This is a genomic window from Amycolatopsis coloradensis, from assembly GCF_037997115.1.
Taxonomy (GTDB): Bacteria; Actinomycetota; Actinomycetes; order Mycobacteriales; family Pseudonocardiaceae; genus Amycolatopsis; species Amycolatopsis coloradensis_A.
This window is the reverse complement of sequence record NZ_CP150484.1, coordinates 8,633,087-8,656,343: the sequence shown is the minus strand read 5'-3', so window position 1 is coordinate 8,656,343 and position 23,257 is coordinate 8,633,087. Positions and strand designations below refer to the sequence as shown.

General features: G+C 67.8%; 20 protein-coding genes. 11 read left to right on the top strand and 9 right to left on the bottom strand.

Annotated elements, in window-relative coordinates:
• The first annotated feature begins 55 nt into the window (after positions 1–55).
• A complete protein-coding gene (locus LCL61_RS40475) occupies positions 56–1,273 on the top strand; it encodes a M14 family zinc carboxypeptidase (protein ID WP_340684617.1) in 1,218 nt (405 codons plus the stop codon).
• 282 nt (positions 1,274–1,555) lie between these two features.
• On the opposite strand, the gene LCL61_RS40470 is transcribed toward LCL61_RS40475, so the two are convergent.
• From LCL61_RS40470 to sdhC, 4 genes are read right to left on the bottom strand one after another with little or no spacing between them, the layout of a single operon-like run.
• A complete protein-coding gene (locus LCL61_RS40470; RefSeq protein ID WP_125680091.1) occupies positions 1,556–2,326 on the bottom strand; it encodes a succinate dehydrogenase iron-sulfur subunit in 771 nt (256 codons plus the stop codon).
• Positions 2,326–4,080 carry a succinate dehydrogenase flavoprotein subunit gene (gene sdhA / locus LCL61_RS40465; RefSeq protein WP_340684616.1) on the bottom strand — a complete coding sequence of 585 codons (1,755 nt, stop codon included), beginning with the start codon at positions 4,078–4,080 and terminating at the stop codon, positions 2,326–2,328. The genes LCL61_RS40470 and sdhA overlap by 1 nt, the downstream gene beginning before the upstream one ends.
• A 33-nt stretch (positions 4,081–4,113) precedes the next feature.
• On the bottom strand, positions 4,114–4,533 hold the full coding sequence (locus LCL61_RS40460; RefSeq protein WP_016331258.1) for a succinate dehydrogenase hydrophobic membrane anchor subunit: 420 nt from the start codon (positions 4,531–4,533) through the stop codon (positions 4,114–4,116).
• Between the two features lie 2 nt (positions 4,534–4,535).
• On the bottom strand, positions 4,536–4,979 hold the full coding sequence (gene sdhC / locus LCL61_RS40455) for a succinate dehydrogenase, cytochrome b556 subunit (protein ID WP_081809635.1): 444 nt from the start codon (positions 4,977–4,979) through the stop codon (positions 4,536–4,538).
• Positions 4,980–5,521: 542 nt separating this feature from the next.
• On the opposite strand from sdhC, the gene LCL61_RS40450 reads away from it, so the two are divergent.
• The 6 genes from LCL61_RS40450 to LCL61_RS40425 all read left to right on the top strand — a co-directional run bounded on the left by LCL61_RS40450 (position 5,522) and on the right by LCL61_RS40425 (position 12,355).
• On the top strand, positions 5,522–6,661 hold the full coding sequence (locus LCL61_RS40450) for a BMP family ABC transporter substrate-binding protein (protein ID WP_340684615.1): 1,140 nt from the start codon (positions 5,522–5,524) through the stop codon (positions 6,659–6,661).
• A 77-nt stretch (positions 6,662–6,738) separates the two neighbouring features.
• Positions 6,739–8,322 (top strand): ABC transporter ATP-binding protein, encoded by a 1,584-nt coding sequence (locus LCL61_RS40445; RefSeq protein WP_340684614.1) that lies wholly within the window; start codon positions 6,739–6,741, stop codon positions 8,320–8,322.
• Positions 8,319–9,416, top strand: coding sequence for an ABC transporter permease (locus tag LCL61_RS40440; protein ID WP_340684613.1), 1,098 nt, complete (start codon positions 8,319–8,321; stop codon positions 9,414–9,416). Before LCL61_RS40445 ends, LCL61_RS40440 begins: the two co-directional genes overlap by 4 nt.
• Positions 9,413–10,687, top strand: coding sequence for an ABC transporter permease (locus LCL61_RS40435; RefSeq protein ID WP_340684612.1), 1,275 nt, complete (start codon positions 9,413–9,415; stop codon positions 10,685–10,687). Before LCL61_RS40440 ends, LCL61_RS40435 begins: the two co-directional genes overlap by 4 nt.
• Before the next feature lies 1 nt (position 10,688).
• A complete protein-coding gene (locus tag LCL61_RS40430) occupies positions 10,689–11,078 on the top strand; it encodes a cytidine deaminase (RefSeq protein ID WP_340684611.1) in 390 nt (129 codons plus the stop codon).
• Complete coding sequence (locus LCL61_RS40425; protein ID WP_340684610.1) at positions 11,075–12,355, top strand: thymidine phosphorylase; 1,281 nt, start codon at positions 11,075–11,077, stop codon at positions 12,353–12,355. Before LCL61_RS40430 ends, LCL61_RS40425 begins: the two co-directional genes overlap by 4 nt.
• A gap of 376 nt (positions 12,356–12,731) precedes the next feature.
• On the opposite strand, the gene LCL61_RS40420 is transcribed toward LCL61_RS40425, so the two are convergent.
• On the bottom strand, positions 12,732–13,820 hold the full coding sequence (locus LCL61_RS40420) for a PA containing protein (protein WP_340684609.1): 1,089 nt from the start codon (positions 13,818–13,820) through the stop codon (positions 12,732–12,734).
• A gap of 210 nt (positions 13,821–14,030) precedes the next feature.
• On the opposite strand from LCL61_RS40420, the gene LCL61_RS40415 reads away from it, so the two are divergent.
• Positions 14,031–15,140 (top strand): adenosine deaminase, encoded by a 1,110-nt coding sequence (locus tag LCL61_RS40415; RefSeq protein WP_340688805.1) that lies wholly within the window; start codon positions 14,031–14,033, stop codon positions 15,138–15,140.
• 56 nt (positions 15,141–15,196) lie between these two features.
• A complete protein-coding gene (locus LCL61_RS40410) occupies positions 15,197–16,402 on the top strand; it encodes an MFS transporter (protein WP_340688804.1) in 1,206 nt (401 codons plus the stop codon).
• 169 nt (positions 16,403–16,571) lie between these two features.
• On the opposite strand, the gene LCL61_RS40405 is transcribed toward LCL61_RS40410, so the two are convergent.
• Positions 16,572–17,816 carry a primosomal protein gene (locus tag LCL61_RS40405; protein WP_340684608.1) on the bottom strand — a complete coding sequence of 415 codons (1,245 nt, stop codon included), beginning with the start codon at positions 17,814–17,816 and terminating at the stop codon, positions 16,572–16,574.
• 151 nt (positions 17,817–17,967) lie between these two features.
• On the opposite strand from LCL61_RS40405, the gene LCL61_RS40400 reads away from it, so the two are divergent.
• On the top strand, positions 17,968–20,487 hold the full coding sequence (locus tag LCL61_RS40400) for a DEAD/DEAH box helicase (protein ID WP_340684607.1): 2,520 nt from the start codon (positions 17,968–17,970) through the stop codon (positions 20,485–20,487).
• Here LCL61_RS40400 and LCL61_RS40395 read toward each other — a convergent pair.
• Together LCL61_RS40395 and LCL61_RS40390 are read right to left on the bottom strand one after the other, a co-directional pair.
• Positions 20,450–21,088, bottom strand: coding sequence for a hypothetical protein (locus tag LCL61_RS40395; protein WP_340684606.1), 639 nt, complete (start codon positions 21,086–21,088; stop codon positions 20,450–20,452). The two genes, LCL61_RS40400 and LCL61_RS40395, sit on opposite strands and share 38 nt — an antisense overlap.
• Before the next feature lie 54 nt (positions 21,089–21,142).
• Positions 21,143–21,733 carry an NADPH-dependent F420 reductase gene (locus LCL61_RS40390; protein ID WP_340684605.1) on the bottom strand — a complete coding sequence of 197 codons (591 nt, stop codon included), beginning with the start codon at positions 21,731–21,733 and terminating at the stop codon, positions 21,143–21,145.
• A 76-nt stretch (positions 21,734–21,809) separates the two neighbouring features.
• On the opposite strand from LCL61_RS40390, the gene LCL61_RS40385 reads away from it, so the two are divergent.
• Positions 21,810–22,175 (top strand): helix-turn-helix domain-containing protein, encoded by a 366-nt coding sequence (locus LCL61_RS40385; protein ID WP_340684604.1) that lies wholly within the window; start codon positions 21,810–21,812, stop codon positions 22,173–22,175.
• 56 nt (positions 22,176–22,231) lie between these two features.
• Here LCL61_RS40385 and LCL61_RS40380 read toward each other — a convergent pair whose 3' ends face one another.
• On the bottom strand, positions 22,232–23,212 hold the full coding sequence (locus LCL61_RS40380; RefSeq protein ID WP_340684603.1) for a sugar-binding transcriptional regulator: 981 nt from the start codon (positions 23,210–23,212) through the stop codon (positions 22,232–22,234).
• Positions 23,213–23,257: the final 45 nt, after the last annotated feature.

Here is a 23,257-nt window from a genome sequence, read left to right as displayed (position 1 = left end):
CTTCCGATGGTGTCCTCGCTACGTTGTGAGCACCTTCGACAGTGGGGAGTTCACGATGTCGTTGTCCGGTCGGTTGGTTCCCTTGGTGGTGGGGCTGGCGATGCTCCCGCTCGTCAGCGCGCCCGCGGCGGTGGCGGCCCCGGTGGCGCCCTGCAGCGACGAGCCGCGGGAGCTGCCCATCGACGAGTTCACCGACTATCGCGAGATGGTGCGGGAACTCGGCAGGCTCGAACGGGTGAGCAAAGGGCGGGTGGCGGTCAAGGAGGCCGGGCGGTCCAACCGCGGCCGGGTGATCCACCAGGCGACCGTCGGGACCGGCCCGAAGGTCTTCGTGGTCTCCAGCGAGATCCACGGAAACGAGAAGACCGGCACCGACGCCCTGCTGCGCATCCTCGACTACCTCGGCACGTCGGAGTCGCGGGACGCCGAGCGGCTGCGGAAGACCATCACCTTCGTCGCGGTGCCGAAACTGAACCCGGACGGCGCCGAACTCGACCGGCGCGGCAACGACCTTTCGTGGGCGGAGGTACAGCGGAAGTTCCCTCAGCTGAAGGACCGGCCGCCCGCCTGGAACTACCTCAGCGGCGTCCTCCAGGGCGACGACTACCGCAAGCGGCCGGGATTCGACGTCAACCGCGACTTCAACCCGGACCTGGCCTACGTCCCGCGCGCGGAGGACTTCCCGGGCGCGCCGGATCGGCCGGGGTGGTTCGTCACGCCCGAGGCGCGGGCGCTGCGTTCGGTTTACCTGGAGCTGACCGCTTCGCGGGGGAAGGTGCCCGACGTCTATGTCGATCTCCACCATCAAGGCGCCTGCGTCCGGCAGGAAGGCAGCAACCGGCTGCTCGACGTCGGCATCGATTACCCGCCGCTGCCCGACAAGTTCTTCGAGCCAGGCCAGAAGTACGCGAAGTACCGCGATGTGTACACAAAGGACGAATCGCGGCAGCTGGCGATCAGCGCGTTCAACGGGATGACGTCGCGCGGTTTCGTCGGGGCGCGGTATCCGCATGCGCCGGACCGGGATCTGCCGGGGCAGGCGCGGTCTTCGTTCGCGCTGAACGGGACGGGGACGGTGCTGTTCGAGGTACGCGGGCAGACGCAGACGCTCGGGCAGCAGCACCGGGAGCGGTTCACGCGCGCGGTGATGGCGGGGCTGTACAACATGCTGCGGGACGTGAGCACGGGCGCTGTCGGGTACATCGACCCGGAGGCTTTCGACCGGCTGCCGGGTACAGCCGACTCGGCCGCTCTCGCTCGGGTGCTGGAGTAGCGGCTTTCCGTGAAGGCCTCCTTCCCTACCCTGAGAGTNCTCCGTGCAGTTCGACGGCAAGACCGGAGCCGTCGGCACCACCGGTGTCGATCTGCGCACGGACGAGAGCTTCAGCGCATCGGCCTGGGTGTACATGGACCGCAAGTCCGACATCGTCTCCAAGCTGACCGCGGTCAGCATCGATGGTGAGCGGACCAGCAAGTTCCGCCTGGGGCACGTGGCCGATGAAATGAATGCGACCTGCTTCGGTGGCGAATTCGAGAACCCCAACGCTCCGCTCCGTCAGACGCGCTTGAAGAGCAGGGCGCGTTTGACTTCCTGGATTGCTTTGGTGACCTGGATGCCGCGCGGGCAGGCATCGGTGCAGTTGAACGTCGTCCGGCAGCGCCAGACACCCTCGGAGTCGTTCAGGATGTCCAAACGCTCTTCGGCGCCTTCGTCACGCGAGTCGAAGATGAACCGGTGCGCGTTGACGATCGCGGCCGGGCCGAAGTACGAGCCGTCGTTCCAGTACACCGGGCACGAGGACGTGCAGCAGGCGCACAGGATGCACTTGGTCGTGTCGTCGAACCGGTCGCGGTCGGCCTGAGACTGGATCCGCTCGCGCGTGGGCTCGTTCCCGTAGGCGATGAGGTACGGCTTGACGGCCTTGTACGCCTCGAAGAACGGGTCCATGTCGACGTAAAGGTCCTTGAGCGTGGTCAGACCCTTGATCGGCGCGATGGTGATGGTCGTCTTCTTGCCGTCCTGCGACAGCAGGTCCTTCATCAGGACCTTGCACGCCAGCCGGTTGATGCCGTTGATCTGCATCGCGTCGGAACCGCAGACGCCGTGCGCGCACGAGCGCCGGAACGAGAACGTCCCGTCGATGTAGTCCTTCACGTAGAAGAGCAGGTTCAGCAGCCGATCGGTGCGCTGCGCCGGGACGTCGTAGGACTCCCAGTGCGGCTCGGTGTCGACTTCGGGGTTGAACCGGAGGATCTTCAGCGTGACGGTGATCGGCGTGTGGTCGGAGGACACGGCCTCCGACTTCTCGGGGGTGGCCGTGGTCATCAGTACTTCCGCTCCATCGGTTCGTAGCGGGTGAAGGTCACCGGCTTGTAGTCGAGGCGGACGTCGGCCGTCAGGCCTTCACCCTGCTTGTAGGCCATGGTGTGCCGCATGAAGTTCGTGTCGTCGCGGTTCGGGTAGTCCTCGCGCGCGTGCCCACCGCGGGATTCCTTACGCGCCAGGGCGCCGACGACGAGGACCTCGGCCAGTTCGAGCAGGAAGCCCAGCTCGACGGCCTCGAGGACGTCGGTGTTGTACCGCTTCCCCTTGTCCGACACGGTGATCCGGCTGTACCGCTCCTTCAGCGCCTGCACGTCGGTCAGCGCCTGCTTGAGCGTGTCCTCCGTGCGGTACACCGAGGCGTGCGAGTCCATGGTCCGCTGCAGCTCGGTGCGGATGTCGGCGACGCGCTCGTCACCGTGCTCCGAAAGCAGCAGCGCGAGCTGGTCTTCCACCACGCGAGTCGGGTTCTCCGGCAGTTCGACGTGGTCGTGCGCCAGCGCGTACTCCGCGGCGGCGATGCCGGCGCGGCGGCCGAACACGTTGATGTCGAGCAGCGAGTTGGTGCCGAGCCGGTTCGAGCCGTGCACGGACACACACGCCACCTCACCCGCGGCGTACAGGCCGGGGATGACGTTCTCGTTGTCCCGCAACGCCTCGCCGTGGACGTTGGTCGGGATACCGCCCATCACGTAGTGGCAGGTCGGGAACACCGGCACCGGTTCGGTGACCGGGTCGACGCCCAGGTACGTCCGCGAGAACTCCATGATGTCCGGCAGTTTCGCGTTCAGCGTCTCTTCCGGGATGTGCGTGACGTCGAGGACGACGTAGTCCTTGTTCGGCCCGCAACCGCGGCCCTGCAGCACTTCCTGCACCATCGACCGGGCGACGATGTCGCGCGGCGCGAGGTCCTTGATGGTGGGGGCGTAGCGCTCCATGAACCGCTCGCCGTCGGCGTTGCGGAGGATGCCGCCCTCACCGCGCACGGCCTCGGAGATGAGGATGCCGAGCCCGGCCAGACCTGTCGGGTGGAACTGGAAGAACTCCATGTCCTCCAGCGGCAGGCCCTTGCGGAAGATGATGCCGAGGCCGTCACCGGTGAGGGTGTGCGCGTTCGACGTCGTCTTGAAGATCTTGCCCGCGCCGCCGGTGGCGAACACGATCGACTTCGCCTGGAAGACGTGCAGCTCACCGGTCGCCAGCTCGTAGGCGACGACGCCGGACGCGATCGGGTTGCCGTCCTCGTCCGGGGTCAGCACCAGGTCGAGCACGTAGAACTCGTTGAAGAACTCGGTGCCGTGCTTGACGCAGTTCTGGTAGAGCGTCTGCAGGATCATGTGCCCGGTGCGGTCCGCGGCGTAGCAGGCGCGGCGCACCGCGGCCTTGCCGTGGTCACGGGTGTGCCCGCCGAAACGGCGCTGGTCGATCTTGCCCTCGGGCGTCCGGTTGAACGGCAGGCCCATCTTCTCGAGATCGAGGACCGCGTCGATGGCTTCCTTCGCCATGATCTCGGCGGCGTCCTGGTCGACCAGGTAGTCGCCGCCCTTGATCGTGTCGAAGGTGTGCCACTCCCAGTTGTCCTCTTCGACGTTCGCCAGCGCGGCGCACATACCGCCCTGGGCGGCGCCGGTGTGCGAACGCGTCGGGTAGAGCTTGGTGAGCACCGCGGTGCGGGCACGCTGGCCGGATTCGATGGCCGCGCGCATGCCGGCGCCACCGGCGCCGACGATCACCACGTCGTACTTGTGGAACTGCATTGAGAACTCCGCTTTACGTGTGTGGTGGGGCCGTCAGTTGGCCGAGATGCCGGGATCGAAGGTGAAGATCACCATCGTGCCGACGGCGAGGATCAGCACCATCGAGACGTAGAGCACGATCTTCAGCCAGAACCGGGTGCTGTCCTTGCGGGCGTAGTCGTCGATGATCGTCCGCAGCCCGTTGCCGCCGTGGATCTCGGCGAGCCAGAGCATCGACAGGTCCCAGAACTGCCAGAACGGCGAGGCCCAGCGGCCGGCGACGAAGCCCCAGTTGATGCGGTGCACGCCACCGTCGAGGATGTTCATGATGAACAGGTGGCCGAGCACCAGCACGACCAGCGCGAGGCCCGAGATGCGCATGAACAGCCAGCTGTAGAGCTCGAAGTTGCTGCGGCGGGCGGCCGGGCGCTTCGGCGAACGCGGCTTGTCGAGTGCGAGAACTTCGGTTGCCATGGTCAGTGCCCCCCGAACATAACTTCGACGGTGCGCTTCATCATGAAGAAGGCACCGGGAATCATCACCACGACCCAGATGGCCAGGATGGTCCAGAGCATCGGCTTCTGGAACTTCGGTCCCTTCTCCCAGAAGTCGACCAGCATGACCCGGATGCCGTTGAGCGCGTGGAACAGCACCGCGCCGACCAGGCCGACCTCGAGGAGGTTGACCAGCGGGGTCTTGTAGGTCTCGATGACCTCGTTGTACGTGTCGGGCGACACGCGCACGAGCGCGGTGTCGAGCACGTGCACGAAGAGGAAGAAGAATGTCAGCACGCCGGTGATGCGGTGCAGCACCCAGGACCACATACCGGGGTCGCCCCGGTAGAAGGTCCCTTGCCGGCGTGAGGCACCCGCCCGATCGCTCGCGGCCGCCTCGGTGGCGGTGCTAGCCGTGGTGGACATCGGTGAACGGCCTCCAACGTCATGGCTTGGGCCCGCTGACCGCTGGTTTCCGCGCCTGCCGCCGGGACGTCCACCTGGGGACGGCTCCGGCGACGGTGCCGAGATCATGGTCATCGAGCGTGGATACCAGGGATGCTAGACCCGCACCTCACGGTGGGCTCACCTCCGGGTTCCTCTGTGTGATGGACCAGACATCGGGGCCCTTGCCCGATCGGGTGATGCGGGCCGGTAACTCACCGGTTCGTCCACTGTGGACGCGAAGGTCGTCGGGGGCGCCCAGAACGGTGCGTGACGATCTTGGGTCTTCCCCGCGGCCGGTGGGCCGAGTGCTGGCTGCGATTACTCCGTTGTGCTCACGGTGAGTACTCCATTCGTCGCGCGTACGACTCATGAGTAAACGTTTGTGTTACGTAGCGTGCCTTTCCTATGGCAGCAAAGCGGCCGTTAGGTACCGTCTCTCGGTCGAACCCGGCAGTGTCGCCGGGTCGCTTTCTTCGGACCATCCGCTGGATCAGCGGGGAGGGAGACACACGTTGCGTCGCATGCGTGGAACCGCGCTGGCCGCCGCCGCCATGGCCGGTGCTCTGGTACTGGCCGGATGCGCGAAGGATTCAGGTGCGGGGAACAACAACAACGCGGGCTCTGGGGACCAGTCCGCCAGCTGCGTGACGGCGCCGAAGCCGCCCGCCGCGCCGGCCGCGTCGAGCAGCTCCGCGCAGTCGACCGAGAAGGTCGACGGCAGCAAGCTCAAGGTCGCGCTGGCCTTCGACGTCGGCGGCCGCGGCGACGCGTCCTTCAACGACTCCGCCGCCGCCGGTACCGACAAGGCGAAGGCCGAGCTCGGCGTCACGACGGTCACCGAAAGCACCGCCGCCGCGACCGAGGACGAGGCCGCCAAGTCGCAGCGTCTCGACCAGCTCGCTTCGCAGGGCTTCAGCCCGATCATCGCGGTCGGCTTCGCCTACGCCAAGGCCGTCGGCGCCATCGCGCCGAAGTACCCGAACACCCAGTTCGCGATCGTCGACGACGACTCCGTCAAGGCCCCGAACGTCACCTCGCTCGTCTTCGCCGAGGAGCAGGGCTCGTTCCTGGCCGGTGTCGCCGCCGCCTACAAGTCGAAGAAGTGCCACGTCGGCTTCGTCGGTGGCGTGAACACGCCGCTGATCCAGAAGTTCGAGGCCGGCTTCCTCCAGGGGGTGAAGGCCGCTTCGACCAAGGCCAAGATCGAGGACGAGTACCTCACCCCGGCCGGTGACTTCTCCGGGTTCCAGGACCCGGCGAAGGGCAACGTGAAGGCCGCCGCCCAGATCGCCAAGGGCGCGGACGTGATCTATCACGCCGCCGGCGCCTCCGGTAAGGGCGTTTTCGAGGCCGCGAAGTCGAACAACGCGTTCGCCATCGGCGTCGACTCCGACCAGTACAACCAGAAGACGGTCGAGGCGTCGAAGGACGTCATCATCACCTCGATGCTCAAGCGCGTCGACGTGGCGGTGTTCGACTACCTGCGCGCGCTGGCGAAGGGCGACCTGACGTCGCTGCCGAAGCGGTTCGACCTCAAGGTCGACGGCATCGGCTACGCCACCTCCGGTGGGAAGGTCGACGACATCAAGGACGTCCTCGACGGGTACAAGGCGCAGATCGTCTCCGGGGCGATCACCGTCTCGGACAAGCCGCAGAAGTAAGCTTCACCAGGTACGGGGCTCGGGAGGGTAACCCCTTCCGAGCCCCAACCTGTTTACCCAGAACTGGATGGCTTTTCATGAGCGCTCCCCAGGCCGAGGTCACCGACGCCCCCGACCGGGGTGAACCGGCCGTGCAGCTGACCGGGATCACGAAGCGGTTCCCCGGTGTCGTCGCCAACTCCGACGTCAACCTCACCGTCACCAAGGGCGAGGTGCACGCTGTCTGCGGCGAGAACGGCGCGGGCAAATCGACCCTGATGAAGATCCTCTACGGTATGCAGCAGCCGGACGAGGGCGACATCGCGATCAACGGCGAACCGGTGAAACTGCGCAACCCGCAGGACGCCATCAAGGCCGGGATCGGGATGGTCCACCAGCACTTCATGCTGGCCGACAACCTGACCGTCGGGGAGAACGTCTTCCTCGGCGCGGAGAACCTGCACGGCATCGGCCGCGCGGCCAGGGCGAGGCTGGCGGAGCTGGCCGAACGCGTCGGCCTGCACGCCCGGCCGGACGCGCTGCTCGAAGAACTCGGCGTCGCCGACCGCCAGCGCGTGGAGATCGTGAAGGTGCTCTACCGCGGCGCCCGGATCATCATCCTCGACGAGCCCACCGCGGTGCTCGTCCCGCAGGAGGTCGACGCGCTGTTCGAGACCGTCCGCGCCATGCAGAAGGACGGCTTCACCTTCATCTTCATCTCGCACAAGCTCGACGAGGTGCGCGCGATCGCCGACACGGTCACCGTGATCCGCCGCGGCACCACCGTCGGCACGGCCGATCCGAAGACGATCACCTCACGTCAGCTGGCCGAGATGATGGTCGGCACGGAGCTGCCCAGCCCGGAGACCCGTGAGTCCACTGTGACCGATCGGCCGGTCCTCCGCCTGGACGACGTCTGCTTGAGCGTCGAGGGCTCCGAGCGCAACGTGCTCGACCACATCTCCTTCACCGTGCACGCGGGTGAAGTGCTCGGGATCGCCGGCGTCGAAGGCAACGGCCAGACCGAACTCGTCGAGACGATCATGGGCATGCGCAAGGGCGGCGGCCGGATCGAACTGACCGGGGCCGACGGCAAGACCGTCGAACTGCACAAACTGGGGACGCTCGCCCGCCGCGAGGCCGGGATCGGCTACATCGCCGAAGACCGCACACGGCACAGCCTTCTGCTCAGGCAACCCTTGTGGGTCAACCGGATCCTCGGCTACCAGACCCGCAAGCCGGTCGCGAAAGGACAGTTGCTCGACATCGACGGCGCGCGGGAGGACACCCGCCGCATCGTCGAGGAGTACGACGTCCGCACGCCGGGCATCGATGTCCCCGCCGCCGCGCTTTCGGGTGGTAACCAGCAGAAGCTGATCGTCGGGCGCGAGCTTTCCGGCAACCCGGTGCTGCTGATCGCGTCGCATCCCACGCGCGGTGTCGACGTCGGCGCGCAGGCGCTGATCTGGGAGCAGATCCGCCAGGCGCGCGCGGCCGGGCTGGCCGTGCTGCTGGTTTCGGCCGACCTCGACGAGCTGATCGGGCTTTCCGACACCATTCAGGTCATGCTGCGCGGACGACTGGCCGGCGAGGCCGACCCCGCGACCGTGACCCCGCAGGAACTGGGCTCCGCGATGACGGGTGCCTCCGAAGACTCCGAAGAAAATGGAGGCACAGCGTGAGTTCCTGGCGTACGAGGCTGCTGCCGCCTCTGCTCGCGATCGTATTCGCGGTCATCCTGACGGCCATCGCGCTGATCATCTCGGGCGCCGACCCGCTCCAGGCCTACGGCACGATGATCGGCCAGCTCTTCAAGGGCTCGACCGCCGTCGACACGGTGAACCTCGCGACGGTCTACTACCTGTCCGGGCTCGCGGTGGCCATCGGCTTCCAGATGAACCTCTTCAACATCGGTGTCGAGGGCCAGTACCGGTTCGCCGCCATCGTCACCGCCATCATCGGCGGGGCGTTGCAGCTGCCGCCGGTGATCCATGTGATCGCGATCCTGATCGTCGCGGTGGCGAGCGGCATGCTCTACGCGGCCATCCCCGCCGTGCTGAAGGTGACCCGAGGTGTTTCCGAGGTCATCTCGACGATCATGCTGAACGCGATCGTCGGCGGCATCGTGGCGTTCCTGGTCAACGCGGACCAGTTCGGCGTGCAGACCGGCAACAACATCGCCACCCGCGAGATCGCCGAGACCGGCCGGATCCCCGGTATCCCGATCGGGTCCGGCGAGCTGTTCGGCTTCGTGCTCATCGCGGCGCTGATCGGCGCGGCCTACTGGTTCATGCTCAACCGGACCCGGTTCGGCTTCGAGCTCAAGGCCTCCGGCGAATCGACGACGGCCGCCGCGGCGGGTGGCGTCAACGCCAAGAAGATGACGCTGATCGCGATGCTGCTTTCCGGTGGTGTCGCCGGTCTGGTCGCGATGCCGGAACTGCTCGGCCGCGACTTCAGCTACGGCATCACCTCGACCCAGATGTACGGCTTCACCGGCATCGCGGTCGCCCTGCTCGGGCGTAACCACCCGGCCGGGATCGCGCTGGGCGCCCTGCTGTGGGCGTTCCTCGACCGGTCCGCGGTGTCGCTGGAGCAGATCAACGTGTCCAAAGAGATCGCCACGATCATGCAGGGCGTGATCGTGCTGTCGGTCGTCATCGCGTACGAGATCGTGCGCCGCGCCGAACTGGCCGCCGAACAACACCGCGTGGGTCGCGCGCTGGCAGGCAACGGCCGCAAGGGTTCCAGCGTGTCCGAGGGAGGTGCGGTGTGACCACCGCGGACGTTCTTTCGCCCAACACCGGCGGGACCACCATGCCGGTGAAGCCGCCGAAGCGGCGCATCCCCGGCTGGCTCAAGGGCGCCATCTGGGGTCTGCTGGCGGTCGGTGTGCTCGCGATCGCGTCGTACGCCACCGGCGTCAACACGCTGACCTCGACCAACACCGCGCACACCGCGTTGCGGCTGGCGCTGCCGATCCTGCTGTGCGCGCTCGGCGGCCTCTGGGCCGAACGCGCGGGCGTGATCAACATCGGTCTCGAAGGCATGATGATCCTCGGCACCTGGGGTGCCGCCTGGGGCGCGTACCACGGCGGTGTCTGGGCCGGGCTGATCGCGGCGGTCGTGTTCGGCGCGCTCGGCGGCCTGCTGCACGCCGTCGCGACGGTGACCTTCAACGTCAACCACATCGTCTCCGGCGTGGCGATCAACCTGCTCGGTCTCGGGGTCGCGAAGTACCTGGCGAACCTGGTGTTCACCCCGCTTTCGGGGAACCCGCGCCAGTCGCCGCCGGTCCCGAAGTTCGACACCTATTCGGCGACGTTCCTCTCGGACTGGCTCTCGGATCTGGAGAAGATGCAGCGCGTCTTCATCTCCGACCTCGCCGGCATCCTCAACGGCCTGATCACCGAGGTCGCGCCGCTGACGATGATCGCGATCGCGCTGGTCCCGATCAGCTACCTCGTGCTGTGGCGGACGCGGTTCGGCCTGCGGCTGCGGTCCTGCGGTGAGAACCCGGTGGCGGCCGAATCCCTCGGCGTGAACGTCTACCTGCACAAGTACGTCGCCATGATCATCTCCGGCGGGCTCGCCGGGATGGGTGGCGCGTCGCTCGTGCTGCTCGCCGGTGGTGCGGACTACCTGGAGAACCAGACCAACAACCGCGGGTACATCGGCCTCGCGGCGATGATCTTCGGCAACTGGCGGCCGGGCGGCCTGCTCGGCGGCGCGGCGCTGTTCGGTTACGCGGACGGTCTCCAGCTCGCCGGTGGCGGCACCGCGGTGCTCGCGCTGCTGTACGGCGCGGTGATCCTGCTGGCCGTGATCGTGGCGGTGCAGTTGTTCCGCCGTCAGTGGATCGCTTCCGCGCTCGGTGTCGTCGGCGCCGGCGCGCTGTACGCGATCTACTGGACCAACGACGACCTGCCCAGCGACCTCATCCCGTACACCGCGCACTTCGTGACGCTGATCGTGCTGGCGGTGGCTTCGCAGCGGCTGCGGCCGCCGAAGGCCGATGGTGCGCTGTACCGGCGAGGTGAGGACTGACATGGCGGAGTACGACTGGGAAGCCTTGCGGGCCAAGGCCGTCGAGGCGGCGAAGTCGGCGTACGCGCCGTACTCCGGTCTGCACGTCGGTGTGGCGGGCGTGGTGGACGACGGCCGGATCGTCGTCGGCTGCAACGTCGAGAACGCTTCGTATGGCTTGGGAATGTGCGCGGAATGCACGATGGCGGGGCAGCTGCGGCTGACCGGCGGCGGCAAGCTCGTCGCCGTCGCCTGCCGCAGCGGCGCCGGTGACCTGCTGATGCCGTGCGGGCGCTGCCGTCAGATCCTGTTCGAGCACGGCGGATCCGACTGCCTGGTGGACACCCCGAGTGGCATCCTGCCGATGTCCGCGGTGCTGCCGGACGCGTTCGGGCCGGACGACCTGCCGTGAGCGCGTTCGCCGCCGTCGACGTCATCCGCGCGAAGCGGGACGGCGGACGGCTGTCCGACGAGCAGATCGACTGGACCATCGACGCGTACACGCGCGGCGACATCGCCGAGGAGCAGATGGCCGCGCTCGCGATGGCCATCTTCCTGCGGGGGATGGACTCCGGGGAGATCGCGCGCTGGACCGGCGCGATGATCTCGTCGGGGGAGCGGCTGGAGCTGAAGGTCAGCCGTCCGACGATCGACAAGCACTCGACGGGCGGGGTCGGCGACAAGATCACGCTCCCGCTGGCGCCGCTCGTCGCGGCCTGCGGCGCGGCCGTGCCGCAGCTGTCCGGGCGCGGGCTCGGGCACACCGGCGGAACGCTGGACAAGCTGGAGTCGATTCCGGGCTGGCGTGCCTCTTTGTCGACATCGGAGATCATCCAGCAGCTCGACGAGGTCGGCGCGGTGGTCTGCGCGGCGACCTCCGGGCTGGCTCCGGCGGACAAGAAGCTGTACGCGCTGCGGGACGTGACTTCGACGGTGGAGTCGATCCCGCTGATCGCGAGCTCGATCATGAGCAAGAAGATCGCGGAAGGTTCGGCGGGGCTGGTCCTCGATGTGAAGACCGGTTCGGGCGCGTTCATGAAGACGCTTCCGCAGGCCCGCGAACTCGCGCGGACGCTGGTGGAGATCGGGACCGCGCACGGCGTCGCCACGACGGCGCTGATCACGGACATGAACGTGCCGTTGGGCCATGCCGTCGGCAACGCGATCGAGGTCGCGGAGTCGGTCGAGGTGCTGCGCGGCGGTGGCCCGGCCGACGTCGTCGAGCTGACCGTGGCTTTGGCCAGGGAGATGCTGGCGCTGGCGGGATTGTCCGATGTGGACCCCGCAGCGGTGCTTGCGTCGGGTCGGGCTTACGAGACGTGGTGCCGGATGATCGCCGCGCAGGGCGGTGATCCGGACGCTCCTTTGCCGCGACCCAAGCACGTCCACGTCGTCTCGGCGCCCACTGATGGAGTGTTGACGTTTCTGGACGCGTATTCGGTCGGGGTCGCCGCTTGGCGGCTCGGGGCCGGACGGGCGCGCAAGGAGGATCCGGTGCAGGCCGCGGCCGGCGTTCTATGCCTGGCGAAGCCGGGCGACAAGGTTTCGGCCGGGCAGCCGCTGCTGGAGCTGCACACCGATACGCCGGACGCTGTTCCTTCGGCTCTCGCTGCGCTCGAAGACGCCTACGCCGTCTCCTCGGACGCTCCGGCCTCCGCTCCGCTCGTCCTGGAGACCGTGCGGCCCTGACCTGCGTTTAGCGGGCTAAACGCGATCTGTCCGCGCCCCGGACCCCCGCATTTCGTCCTCTGGATGCGGTACTTGCGCGTGCAACTACCGCATCCAGAGGACGAAATGCCTAAGGCGCAGGGCGTGGCGGCTGGGTCTTGCCGGGAGCGAGAGTGTCCCCAATGTGGCATTGGGGACATCGACCCGGCCCGACCGACGCCGGGCCCCGGACATGCACCCTCGTCGAGGTTGGGCCCTGCCGCATCCAGAGGACGAAACGCATGGGGGCGGCGGATCGCGATTAGCCCGCTAAACGCAGGTCGTGGCCCGAGAAGCGTGAAGGTCCCCTTCCCTCGGCGGAGCCGGAGGAAGGGGACCTTCACGCGTTAAGAGAGCGTCAGTCGGTGGTCTCGTCGGCGCCGTCGGCCTTCGCCTTGGCGTCGGCCGCCTTGGGCGCCCGGCCGTTGCGCGAGCTGCGACGCGGCTGACGCGGGGCGGGCGGCGGCGGGGCGATCTGCTGCACGGCCGGTCCGCCGCCGAGCATCAGCTCCGCGAAGGTCGCCATGGCCTCGTCCAGCTGGCCGCCGATGCGGCGCACGGACTCGTCGTTGCTCTTGCGCACCAGCGAGTCGACCGAATCGGTGTCCGGCTGCTTCTGCAGCGTGCTCTCGACCTTCGACAGGCCGGAGCGGATCGAGCCGTCGAGGTCGCCGAGGCGCCCGGTGAAGCCGTCCTCGACCTTGTCGAGCCGCTCGGCCAGGTCGTCCAGTCGCGAGGTGACCTTCTCGAGGCGGTCGCCGAGGCCGTCGAGGCGCTCCGAGGCGTCGATCATCTCGCCGGTCTCGGTCAGCGCGGTCTTCAGCGCCTCCGTGTTCGCGGTGAGGCTTTCCTTGGTCGCCTTGTCGAGGTTCTCGACGCGGGTGCGCAGCTCGCGGTCGACGGTGTCGACGCGGTCCCGCAAGGTGGACTCGGCCTGCTCGACGCGCTCGCGCACCGGGCCGATCACCGACTGCGGCAGCGCGTCGGTCCTCACGTCCTGCTTGTCGAGGTGCGCGCCGAGCTCGTCGAGGCGGCGGTGGATGTTCTGGAGCTTGTCCTCGAGCCCGTCCATCCGGCCCCCGACGCCTTCCAGACGCGCGGCCATGCCGTCGAGGCGGCCGTCGAGCTGAGCGAACGGCTTGGCCAGCTTGTCGACGATGCTTTCGACGGCGCGGGTCAGCGCGGCGATCGCGGTGTCCTGCGCTTCGAGCCGCGACATGGTCTCGTCGAGACGTTCGGCGAGCACGCTGGTCTCGGTGCGGTCGGGCATCTCCGAGAGCCGCTTGCGCACCGCGCCGAGCGAGTCGACGGGGGCCAGACGTGCGTAGATGTCGTCGAGCGCGTCGAAGATCTGCTGCTGTTCGCTCTCACGCACTTCGGCCGCGCGCACCAGCATGTTGCGCATCCGGTCGAAGGACGGGGCTGCAATGTGGTTGTCAGTGGTCACTGCGGTGTCCTTCGTGGGCGGGGAAATGGGAGGGACGTGACGTGAAGCTTATCCATTGCGAAATTGCTCTGCGTATGGCCCCCGGGTATCGGACAATGCCGAGCTCTGCCCCTGATGGCCGATTCAGCTCGTGATCGACAAAGCCGAGGGTTAACCGGCTCGCGGAAGTTACCACCATGTAGGGGAATGACAGGCTGGTTACCGTTACGTATGTCCTCTGAAAGCAGCAGACCCAGCATCCCGGAGGCGGTACTGGCCCGCGCTCCCAAGGTTCTCCTCCACGACCACCTGGACGGCGGATTGCGGCCTGCCACGGTCGCCGAACTCGCCGAACAGACCGGGTATCAGGCCTTGCCGACCAGCGATCCCGTCGAACTCGGCCGTTGGTTCCGCGACGCGGCCGATTCCGGCTCCCTCGTCTCGTACCTTGAGACGTTCGCGCATACCTGTGGCGTCATGCAGACCGAGGAAGCGCTGGTCAGAGTGGCCGCCGAGGCGGTGGAAGACCTCGCGGCCGACGGCGTCGTCTACGCCGAGGTGCGTTACGCCCCCGAACTCTTCGTCGAACGCGGACTGTCACTCGATGCGGTGGTCGAGGCCATTCAGGCCGGGTTCGCCGAAGGTGAACGGAGAGTGGCGGCCGGCGGCGGCCGGATCCGCGTCGGGACGTTGCTCTGCGCGATGCGCCAGCACGCCAGGGCGCTCGAGATCGCCGGCCTCGCCGTCCGCTACCGCGACGCCGGTGTGGTCGGGTTCGACATCGCCGGACCGGAAGACGGATTTCCGCCTACCAGAAATCTCGACGCATTCGAGTTCCTGCGGACGAATAATGCGCATTTCACCATTCATGCCGGTGAGGCGTTCGGGCTCGCGTCCATTTGGGAGGCGATTCAGCATTGTGGCGCGGAGCGGCTCGGACACGGCGTGCGCATCGTCGACGACATCAAGACCGACAGTGACGGCACGGTCCATTTGGGACGGTTGGCCGCCTACGTCCGCGACCGGCGCATCCCGCTCGAGATCTGTCCCACGTCCAATGTCCAGACGGGAGCGGCGCGCTCGATCGCCGAGCATCCGATCGGCCTGCTCGCCAGGCTGCGGTTCCGGGTCACCGTCAACACCGACAACCGGCTGATGAGCGGCTGCTCGATGACCAGCGAATTCGCGGCGCTGAGCGAGGCGTTCGGCTTCGGGTTGGCCGATCTCGAGTGGTTCACGATCAATGCGATGAAATCCGCCTTCCTCGATTTCGACCAGCGGCTCGACATCATCAACACGGTCATCAAGCCGGGGTATGCGTCCTTGCGTTCGTTAGCATAGCCAACTATTGTTCACTATATAGGAGTTATTTCCCATATAGTGAAACGGTGGCGAAGATGGCGCAGGTCGTGGACGTGAGGAACGGCGGCAAACGACGCTGGCTCATCCTCACGCTCGGTCTTGCCGCGCAGACCGCGAGCTGTTCGTTCCTCTACGGGATCCCGTTCCTGGTGCCGTCGATGCAGAGTGCGGAGGGGCTCTCGCTCGCCGAAGCGGGGACTGTGGTCGCGGCGCCGAGCCTTGGCCTGTTGTTCACCTTGATCTTGTGGGGTGCGGCGGCAGACCGTTACGGAGAGCGTTTGGTAATGGCCGTCGGGCTCGGCGTCTCGGGGTTACTCCTCGTGTACGCCGCCGTCGGCGACCACTCGCTCGGGACCCTCTTTGGGGTGTTTCTGCTCGCCGGCGCGAGCACCGCGTCAGTGAACGCCGCGAGCGGCCGGGCCGTCCTCGGCTGGTTCGGCCCGGCCGAACGCGGCCTCGCGATGGGCATCCGCCAGATGGCCCAGCCGCTCGGGGTGGGTGTCGCCGCCTTCGGGCTCCCGCCGATCGCGGACCGCTGGGGTTTCCAAGTCTCGTTCCTGCTGCCCGCGCTGACCGCGATCGGTGTCGCGCTCCTGGTCGCCTGGCTCCTGGTCGATCCGCCGCGTCCGGAGGCCGAAGCGGGCAAGGTGGAGAAACCGCCGTCGCCGTACCGGAAGCCGGCGTTGTGGCGGGTCCATGGCGCGAGCGCGCTGCTCGTCGTCCCGCAGTTCGCGGTCTCCGCGTTCACCCCCGTGTACCTGGTGACCGTGCACGGCTGGACGGCGGCGTCCGCGGGCTGGTTCGTCGGCGCCGTCCAGATCCTCGGCGCGCTGGGCAGGATCGCGTCGGGCTACTGGTCCGACCGCGTCGGCAGCAGGCTGCGGCCGATGCGGCGGCTGGCGGTCGCGAGCGCCGCGGTGATGCTGCTGGTCGCGCTCGGGGACGCGACGTGGCCGTGGCTGGTGCTGCTCGCGCTCGTCCTGGCCGCGGTGATCACCGTGTCCGACAACGGGCTCGGGTTCACCGCGTCGGCGGAGATGGCCGGGCTCGCGTGGGCGGGGCGGGCGATGGGCACGCAGAACACCGGCCAGAACATCGCCGCGGCCCTGACGCCGCCGATGTTGGGGCTCGTGATCGGTGATTCGCGGTACGCCCTGGCGTTCTGCGTGGCCGCGGTCTTCCCAGCACTCGCCGTTGCCTTGGTCCCCGTCAACCACGAAAGAGCTGAGGGGCCCCACTAGGTGACCAAGGAGGTCTCCCCAAGGGCGCTCCGCGCCCGACGGAGACTTCACCTCGCGCGCCTCTTTCGGGCCGAAGGCCCACGAAAACGCGATGAAGGGGCGCCTCCCGCTCAACTCGACGTTGAAGCGGAACGACGCCCCTTCGGCGCGCTTTTCGTCAGCGCGCGAGCTACAACACAGCTAGCCGGTTCTCGAAGGTCTCGACGAGTTTGCGCCACTCCGACTGCTCGGCGTCGAACGGAGCGCTCGGCTCGAGGCGCGAGGGGTCCGGCCGCAGCACGAACGACACCAGCCAGCCGAGGCTTTCGTTGGCGGCCAGCGCGGTTTCGACGCTGTCGTCGTCGGCCCACTCGGCGGCGTCGGTGATCAGCTCGACGGCCAGCTCCAGCTGGGTCGGGTCGATCGACTCCGGGCCTTCGGCGATGTCCTCGGCGATGCCGTTCAGCACGTACGTGTTCTCGGCGTCGACCTCGATCTCGAGCTCACCGGCGGTGGCCTTCGTGGCCACCTCGTCCCAAGTGGACACTTGGGCGAGGTCGTTGTCCGCCAGGTCCTTGCCGTCCGCGATCGCGCGGATCAGGGCCTTCTCGGAGGTGAAGACGTCGATCTCGCCTTCGCTGCCGAGGAAGATCGGCTTGTCGTCGAGGTAGCAGCGCAGCGTGTAGTACTCGGCGCCGGAGGTGATGATCTTGATCGGGTCGATGCCGACCTCGCCCCAGAAGCCGACGGGCTCGTCGTCTTCGTCGTCGTCCTCGTCCGCGTCGTCCACCAGATCCGCGTCGACAGCGGCCGCTTCGGCCTCGGCGGACTCCGCGAGGAAGGTCGCGAGTTCCTCCGCGGTCTGCTCCAGCACCTTCTCGTCGACGTCGGGGACGGTCACGAGACCGTCGATCGCGTCGAGCACGGTGTCCCACTTCTCGGAGACCGCCTGCGACAGGTCCGCCCAGAGGCGCTCGCCGTCACGGCCGGAGAAGGGCAGCGTGCCCTGGTCCAGCAGCGAGAAGCTCTCGTGCGCGTCGAGGACTTCGTGGACCTCTTCGAGCTCGCACACGTCCGCGAGCGAACGCACGATGCCGATGATCTCGGCCAGCTCGCCGAGCGTCCACTGGTCCGGCTTCTCGGCGACCAGCTCGGGGACGCCCACCAGGTCGTAGGTGTGGTCGTCGTCCGGGATGAGCTCGGGCACGTTCAGCGCCGGGACGACCTCCCACGCGGGGTGGTCGAGCAGGTCGTGCTGCTCGGAGGTCCGTACGAAAGCGGCGAGATGCGCGGCGTCCGGGAAGGCGTACAGGTCCTCCTCGTCGCCGAGGAAGGCTTCCCACTCCTCGCCGTCTTCCCGCCAGCGCGGCGCCCAGAGAGTGACGACGTCACCCTGTGGCAGGCCGAGTTCGATCGGGATGATGTCCTGTGCCATTCCTTTAGCCCTCTCGGATTACCGCCTGTGTGCGCGGCCGGGTGATGGTGCCCGGAAGGTGCGCGGTACCGCGAAGCCTACGGGTTTCCGGCGGAGGGCGCGATCACCCCTGGGCAAGAAGCGACCAACGGATGGCACGATAGGTCCTCTGATGACACTTACAGACCTCCTGCCTGCGGATCCCGACCCCGACTCGCTGTTCGAAGCCTTCTCCACCTGGACGGCCGAGCGCGGGTTGGAGCTGTACCCCGCGCAGGAAGAGGCCATCATCGAGGTGGTCTCCGGAGCGAACCTGATCCTGTCGACGCCGACGGGCTCGGGAAAGAGCCTGGTCGCGGTCGGGGCGCACTTCACCGCGCTCGCGCACGGCCGCCGCAGCTACTACACGGCCCCGATCAAGGCGCTCGTCTCGGAGAAGTTCTTCCAGCTGATCGAGATCTTCGGCCCGGAGAACGTCGGCATGATGACCGGTGACTCGGCGGTGAACGCCGACGCGCCGATCATCTGCTGCACGGCGGAAATCCTGGCGAACATGGCGTTGCGCTTCGGTGCCGACGCGCCGGTGGGCCAGGTCGTCGCGGACGAGTTCCATTTCTACTCGGAGCCGGATCGCGGCTGGGCGTGGCAGGTGCCGCTGCTGGAGCTGCCGAACGCGCAGTTCGTGCTCATGTCGGCGACGCTGGGCGACGTCTCGTTCTTCGAAAAAGATCTCACCCGCCGGACCGGCCGTCCGACCGCGGTGGTCACCTCGGCGCAGCGGCCGGTGCCGCTCACCTTCCGCTACGCGCTGACGCCGTTGCACGAGACGATGTCCGAGCTGCTCAACGGGGGCCAGTCACCGGTCTACGTCGTGCACTTCTCGCAGGCCGCGGCGATCGAGCGCGCGCAGACGCTGATGAGCATCAACGTCACCTCGAAGGCGGAGAAGGAGGCCATCGCCGAGATGCTCGGCGACTTCCGCTTCTCGGCAGGGTTCGGGAAGACGCTGTCGAGGCTGGTCCGGCACGGGATCGGCGTGCACCACGCCGGCATGCTGCCGAAGTACCGGCGCCTGGTCGAGCAGCTCGCGCAGGCCGGGTTGCTGAAGGTGATCTGCGGGACCGACACGCTCGGTGTCGGCATCAACGTACCAATCCGCACAGTGGTCTTTTCAGCGCTGACGAAGTACGACGGTGTGCGGCAACGGCATCTCAAGGCGCGCGAGTTCCATCAGATCGCCGGCCGAGCGGGCCGTGCGGGCTACGACACCGACGGTTACGTCGTCGTGCAGGCGCCGGACCACGTCGTCGAAAATGCCAAGGCGCTGGAGAAGGCGGGCGACGATCCGAAGAAGAAAAAGAAGATCGTCCGCAAGAAGGCGCCCGAGGGGTTCGTCAACTGGACGGAGAGCACCTTCGACCGGCTGATCGCGGCCGAGCCGGAGCCGCTGACGTCGAGTTTCCACGTCAGCCACTCGATGCTGCTGAACGTCATCTCCCGGCCGGGCAACGCCTTCGACTCGATGCGGCATCTGCTGGAGGACAACCACTCCGACCGTTCCGCCCAGCGGAAACTGATCCTGCGCGCGATCGCGATCTATCGCGCGCTGCTCGCGGCGGGTGTCGTGGAACGGCTCGACGAGCCCGACGAGCAGGGCCGCATCGTGCGGCTCACCGTGGACCTGCAGTTCGACTTCGCGCTGAACCAGCCGCTTTCGCCGTTCGCGCTGGCGGCGATCGAGCTCCTCGACGTCGAGTCACCGTCCTACCCGCTCGACGTCGTGTCCATTGTGGAATCCACTGTGGACAATCCGCGTCCGGTCCTGTCGCAGCAGCAGTTCAAGGCGCGCGGCGAGGCCGTGCAGGCGATGAAGGCCGAGGGCATCGAGTACGACGAGCGGATGGAACTGCTCGAAAACGTCACGTACCCGAAGCCGCTGGAGGAACTGCTGGAGGCGGCGTATTCCCGCTACCGGCAAGGGCATCCGTGGGTCGAGGACTACGAGCTCAAGCCGAAGTCCGTCGTGCGCGACATGTACGAGCGCGCGATGAACTTCGTGGAGTACATCGGTTTCTACCAGCTGGCGCGCTCGGAGGGGCTGGTGCTGCGGTACCTCACCGACACCTACGACTCGCTGCGGCACACCGTTCCGGACGAGGCCAAGAACGAGGGGTTGCAGGACCTCATCGAATGGCTCGGCGAACTGGTGCGCCAGGTCGACTCCAGCCTCCTCGACGAGTGGGAAGCCTTGCGGCATCCCGAAGAGGAGGGCCCGGTTTCGACGCGGCCGCCGTCCGAGCCGCCCGCGGTCACGCGGAACGAGCGGGCGTTCCGGGTGCTCGTGCGCAACGAACTGTTCCGCCGGGTGGAGCTGGCGTCGCGGCGTGCCTACGGGACGCTCGGCGAACTGGACGCCGCGACGGGCTGGGACGCGGACGCGTGGGAAGACGCCGTCGAGGACTACTTCGACGAGCACGAAACGCTCGGCATCGGGCCGGACGCGCGCGGGCCGAAGCTGCTGATCATCGAGCAGGAGAAGGAGATCTGGCGGGTGCGGCAGATCTTCGACGATCCGGCGGGCGACCACGACTGGGGTATCAGCGCCGAGGTCGACCTGGCGGCTTCGGACGAGGCGGGTTCGGCGGTCATCCGGATCACGGCGGTGGACCAGCTGGGACTTTCGGCCGGGTGACGGCGCGGCGGCGGACCAGCTGGAAGATCAGCACGATCAGCGAGAGCGCGGGCAGCGGATAGCCCAGCAGCAGGCCCACCGTGATGTCGGTGAGTGGCGCGAGGACCGCGGCGACGAACACCCACGTCGGCGCGGTCGGCGGCTTCGCGCCCGAGCGGACCTTGCCCCACGGCTTCGCCACCGAAAGCCACGCCTGGAACGCGAGCGCGCTCGCCATCAGCGCGGTACCGGCGACCAGCGCCACCGGCGGTGGATCACTGCCCACGGAATCCCGTAAAGCCCCCGACAGCAGGAAGATCCCGGCGTAGAGCTGGACGAGCGTGATCGCGAACTTCGCCAGCACCCACCAGTGCCGGGTGAAGCCCCAAGCCGTCGCGGCGGCGAGCATGAAACCGGTGAACGCCGAGGCGTTGGCAAGTGGGGCCAGCAGGAGCGTGTCGATTTCGTGCGCCATCGACGTCGCCGCGACGCGGACCGCGCCGTCCTCACTCGCCCGACTGATCGCCAGGAGGGTGAACAGCGCCAGGGCCTGCCCCATCCAGCCCACCGAAGTGACGACGTGCAGCCACACGGTCAGCTGCCGCCAGATCTTCGTCCCCATGGCGCACAGGCTCGCGTGACCGCCAGGCCCGGCACATCGGGGACGACCCTGAAATCACACCGGAAGGGGCGGGAAGCAGGCCTGGGCGTCGTGGCCGTCGAACCAGAGCCCGACCATGAACGCCATCGTCGCCTCCATGAGCGCGGCCCGGTCGAGGCCGCCCGCGACCAGCGGAACGCACCCGATGTCGCGGACCAGTTCGCTCACTTCGCCGACCTTGTCGCCGCAGATCGGGACCGCGAGCGGACGGCCGCCGAACACCGGCGGAGTCATCCGCCAGACGTCCACGTGGCACAGGTTGAACGCCTTGACCACATGCGCGTCCGGTGCGGCGGCGGCGATCCGCGCGGCCTGGCCGGAAACCGTGAGCGTGGCGCCCGGGCCGACCGCGTTGGTGCAGTCGATCAGCACCTTCTCGGCGAGATCCCCTGCTGCGGCAAGAACTTCCGTCACCGACGCGGCGGGAATGGCGAGCAGGATCACGTCACTGTCGCGGGCGGTCTCCTCCCAGGTCCCCACCCGCGGGGAGATTTTGGCGGCCTTGGCCAGGTCGCGGGCGGCGACCATCACCTCGTGCCCGGCCTCGGCCCACTGGCCACCGAGCGCCTCCGCCATCCCGCCCGCGCCGAAAATACCGATACGCATGTGCTGCTCCCTAAGATCGAGTGGACAACACGACGGTAGAAAGCCGCGCGGGTACCGAATGGTTACCGGAGGTCCGATGAACGACGTCTTCCTCGCCGATTGCCGTGCCCGGCTGGCCTTCGACCTGATGGCGAACACGTGGAACCCGGTCGTGTTGTGGGCCTTGCGCGAAGGACCGCTGCGCCCGGCCGAACTGAGGCGGCGGCTCGGCGGGATCAGCACGAAGGTGCTCACGGAGACGGTCCGGCGGCTGGAGTTCAACGGCCTGGTCAGCAGGCGCGACTGTGGCCGGACGGCGAAGGTCGAGTACTCGCTGACGGAACTCGGGACCACGCTGCTGGCGCCCATCGAAGCCTTCGGGGAGTGGGCGTTCAGGCACGGCGACGAGGTGATGGCGGCGCAGGACGAGGCGGGCGCTGAAGGACGCTTTCCCCGCATCTGACGCGGTGAAGGGCGCTTTCGTCTCATCGCATGCGGGGAAAGCGTCCTTCAGCAGCACTAGGGGAGCGGGCGGGCCTCGGCCAGCTTGAGCAGCGGGACGGCCGCGGCGGCGTCGGTGATCAGGGTCGAGACCATGCCGGAGCGCAAGACGGCGTCGATCGCTTCGGCCTTCGGTTCCGTGTAGCCCAGCGCGATCACTTCGGGGACGGCCAGGAGGTCCTCGGCGCTGATGGCCAGCACGTGGTGGGCAAGGCCGGTGGACATCGGGGTCCCGTCGGCGTCGAACAGGCGCGCGGAAACCTCGGCTTTGGCCCCGCGTTTCGCTATGGCGCCGCGCTCGGCCTCGTCGAGCGCGTCGTACACCGTCGACTCTTCGGGCTTCCACGCGCCGATGCTGACGACGGCCTTGGTCAGGTTCTTGAACTGCCCGAAGGTCTCCGCGATGCCCGGCTGCCTGCGCAGCGTTTCGGTGGTGCGGCGGTCGGGGAGGACGAGCGGGCCGAAGATCGGGTACGGCTCGCCGCCGGACACCGACGCGACCCGGCTGACCGTCTCCACCGACCGGTCGCGCATGTCCATCCCCGCCTGCACCCCGCACAGTTGCACGATCGGGCATTTCGGCAATGACTCGATCGCGTCGGTCATCGCGTTCACCGAACGTGCCCACGACAGGCCGAGGACGTCGCCGGGAGTGACGATTTCGGTCAGGAGGCGAGCGGCGAGCGTGCCGATCTTGCGTCGCGCCACTTCGCGGGATTCGGGCTCCGGCGCTCGTTCGAGCACGAGGACCCGGTCGAGCCGGTACGCCTCGCGGATCTCCTCGGACAGCACGAGATCGACCGGCGCCGGCAACCGGAACTCGACCCGGACGATGCCGCTTTCCCTGGCCGCGTCCAGCATTCGCGCGACCTTGAACCGGCTGATCCCGAACTCGTCGGCGATCTCGAGTTTCGAGGCGCCCTGGTCGTAGAACCGCCGGGCCACCGCGGCCAGGCGTAGTGACTCCACCAGGCCGGGACCCTGCTTCTTCCCGCTCATCTGAGCACTATAGCGCGAAATCAACCCGAAAGGTTGACGTAACAA

Coding starts and splice junctions, on each gene's coding strand:
- LCL61_RS40475 (WP_340684617.1), top strand. CDS start 56: ATGTCGTTGTCCGGTCGGTTGGTTCCCTTGGTGGTGGGGCTGGCGATG.
- LCL61_RS40470 (WP_125680091.1), bottom strand. CDS start 2,326: ATGACCACGGCCACCCCCGAGAAGTCGGAGGCCGTGTCCTCCGACCAC.
- sdhA (WP_340684616.1), bottom strand. CDS start 4,080: ATGCAGTTCCACAAGTACGACGTGGTGATCGTCGGCGCCGGTGGCGCC.
- LCL61_RS40460 (WP_016331258.1), bottom strand. CDS start 4,533: ATGGCAACCGAAGTTCTCGCACTCGACAAGCCGCGTTCGCCGAAGCGC.
- sdhC (WP_081809635.1), bottom strand. CDS start 4,979: ATGTCCACCACGGCTAGCACCGCCACCGAGGCGGCCGCGAGCGATCGG.
- LCL61_RS40450 (WP_340684615.1), top strand. CDS start 5,522: ATGCGTGGAACCGCGCTGGCCGCCGCCGCCATGGCCGGTGCTCTGGTA.
- LCL61_RS40445 (WP_340684614.1), top strand. CDS start 6,739: ATGAGCGCTCCCCAGGCCGAGGTCACCGACGCCCCCGACCGGGGTGAA.
- LCL61_RS40430 (WP_340684611.1), top strand. CDS start 10,689: ATGGCGGAGTACGACTGGGAAGCCTTGCGGGCCAAGGCCGTCGAGGCG.
- LCL61_RS40415 (WP_340688805.1), top strand. CDS start 14,031: ATGTCCTCTGAAAGCAGCAGACCCAGCATCCCGGAGGCGGTACTGGCC.
- LCL61_RS40410 (WP_340688804.1), top strand. CDS start 15,197: ATGGCGCAGGTCGTGGACGTGAGGAACGGCGGCAAACGACGCTGGCTC.
- LCL61_RS40405 (WP_340684608.1), bottom strand. CDS start 17,816: ATGGCACAGGACATCATCCCGATCGAACTCGGCCTGCCACAGGGTGAC.
- LCL61_RS40400 (WP_340684607.1), top strand. CDS start 17,968: ATGACACTTACAGACCTCCTGCCTGCGGATCCCGACCCCGACTCGCTG.
- LCL61_RS40395 (WP_340684606.1), bottom strand. CDS start 21,088: ATGGGGACGAAGATCTGGCGGCAGCTGACCGTGTGGCTGCACGTCGTC.
- LCL61_RS40390 (WP_340684605.1), bottom strand. CDS start 21,733: ATGCGTATCGGTATTTTCGGCGCGGGCGGGATGGCGGAGGCGCTCGGT.
- LCL61_RS40385 (WP_340684604.1), top strand. CDS start 21,810: ATGAACGACGTCTTCCTCGCCGATTGCCGTGCCCGGCTGGCCTTCGAC.
- LCL61_RS40380 (WP_340684603.1), bottom strand. CDS start 23,212: ATGAGCGGGAAGAAGCAGGGTCCCGGCCTGGTGGAGTCACTACGCCTG.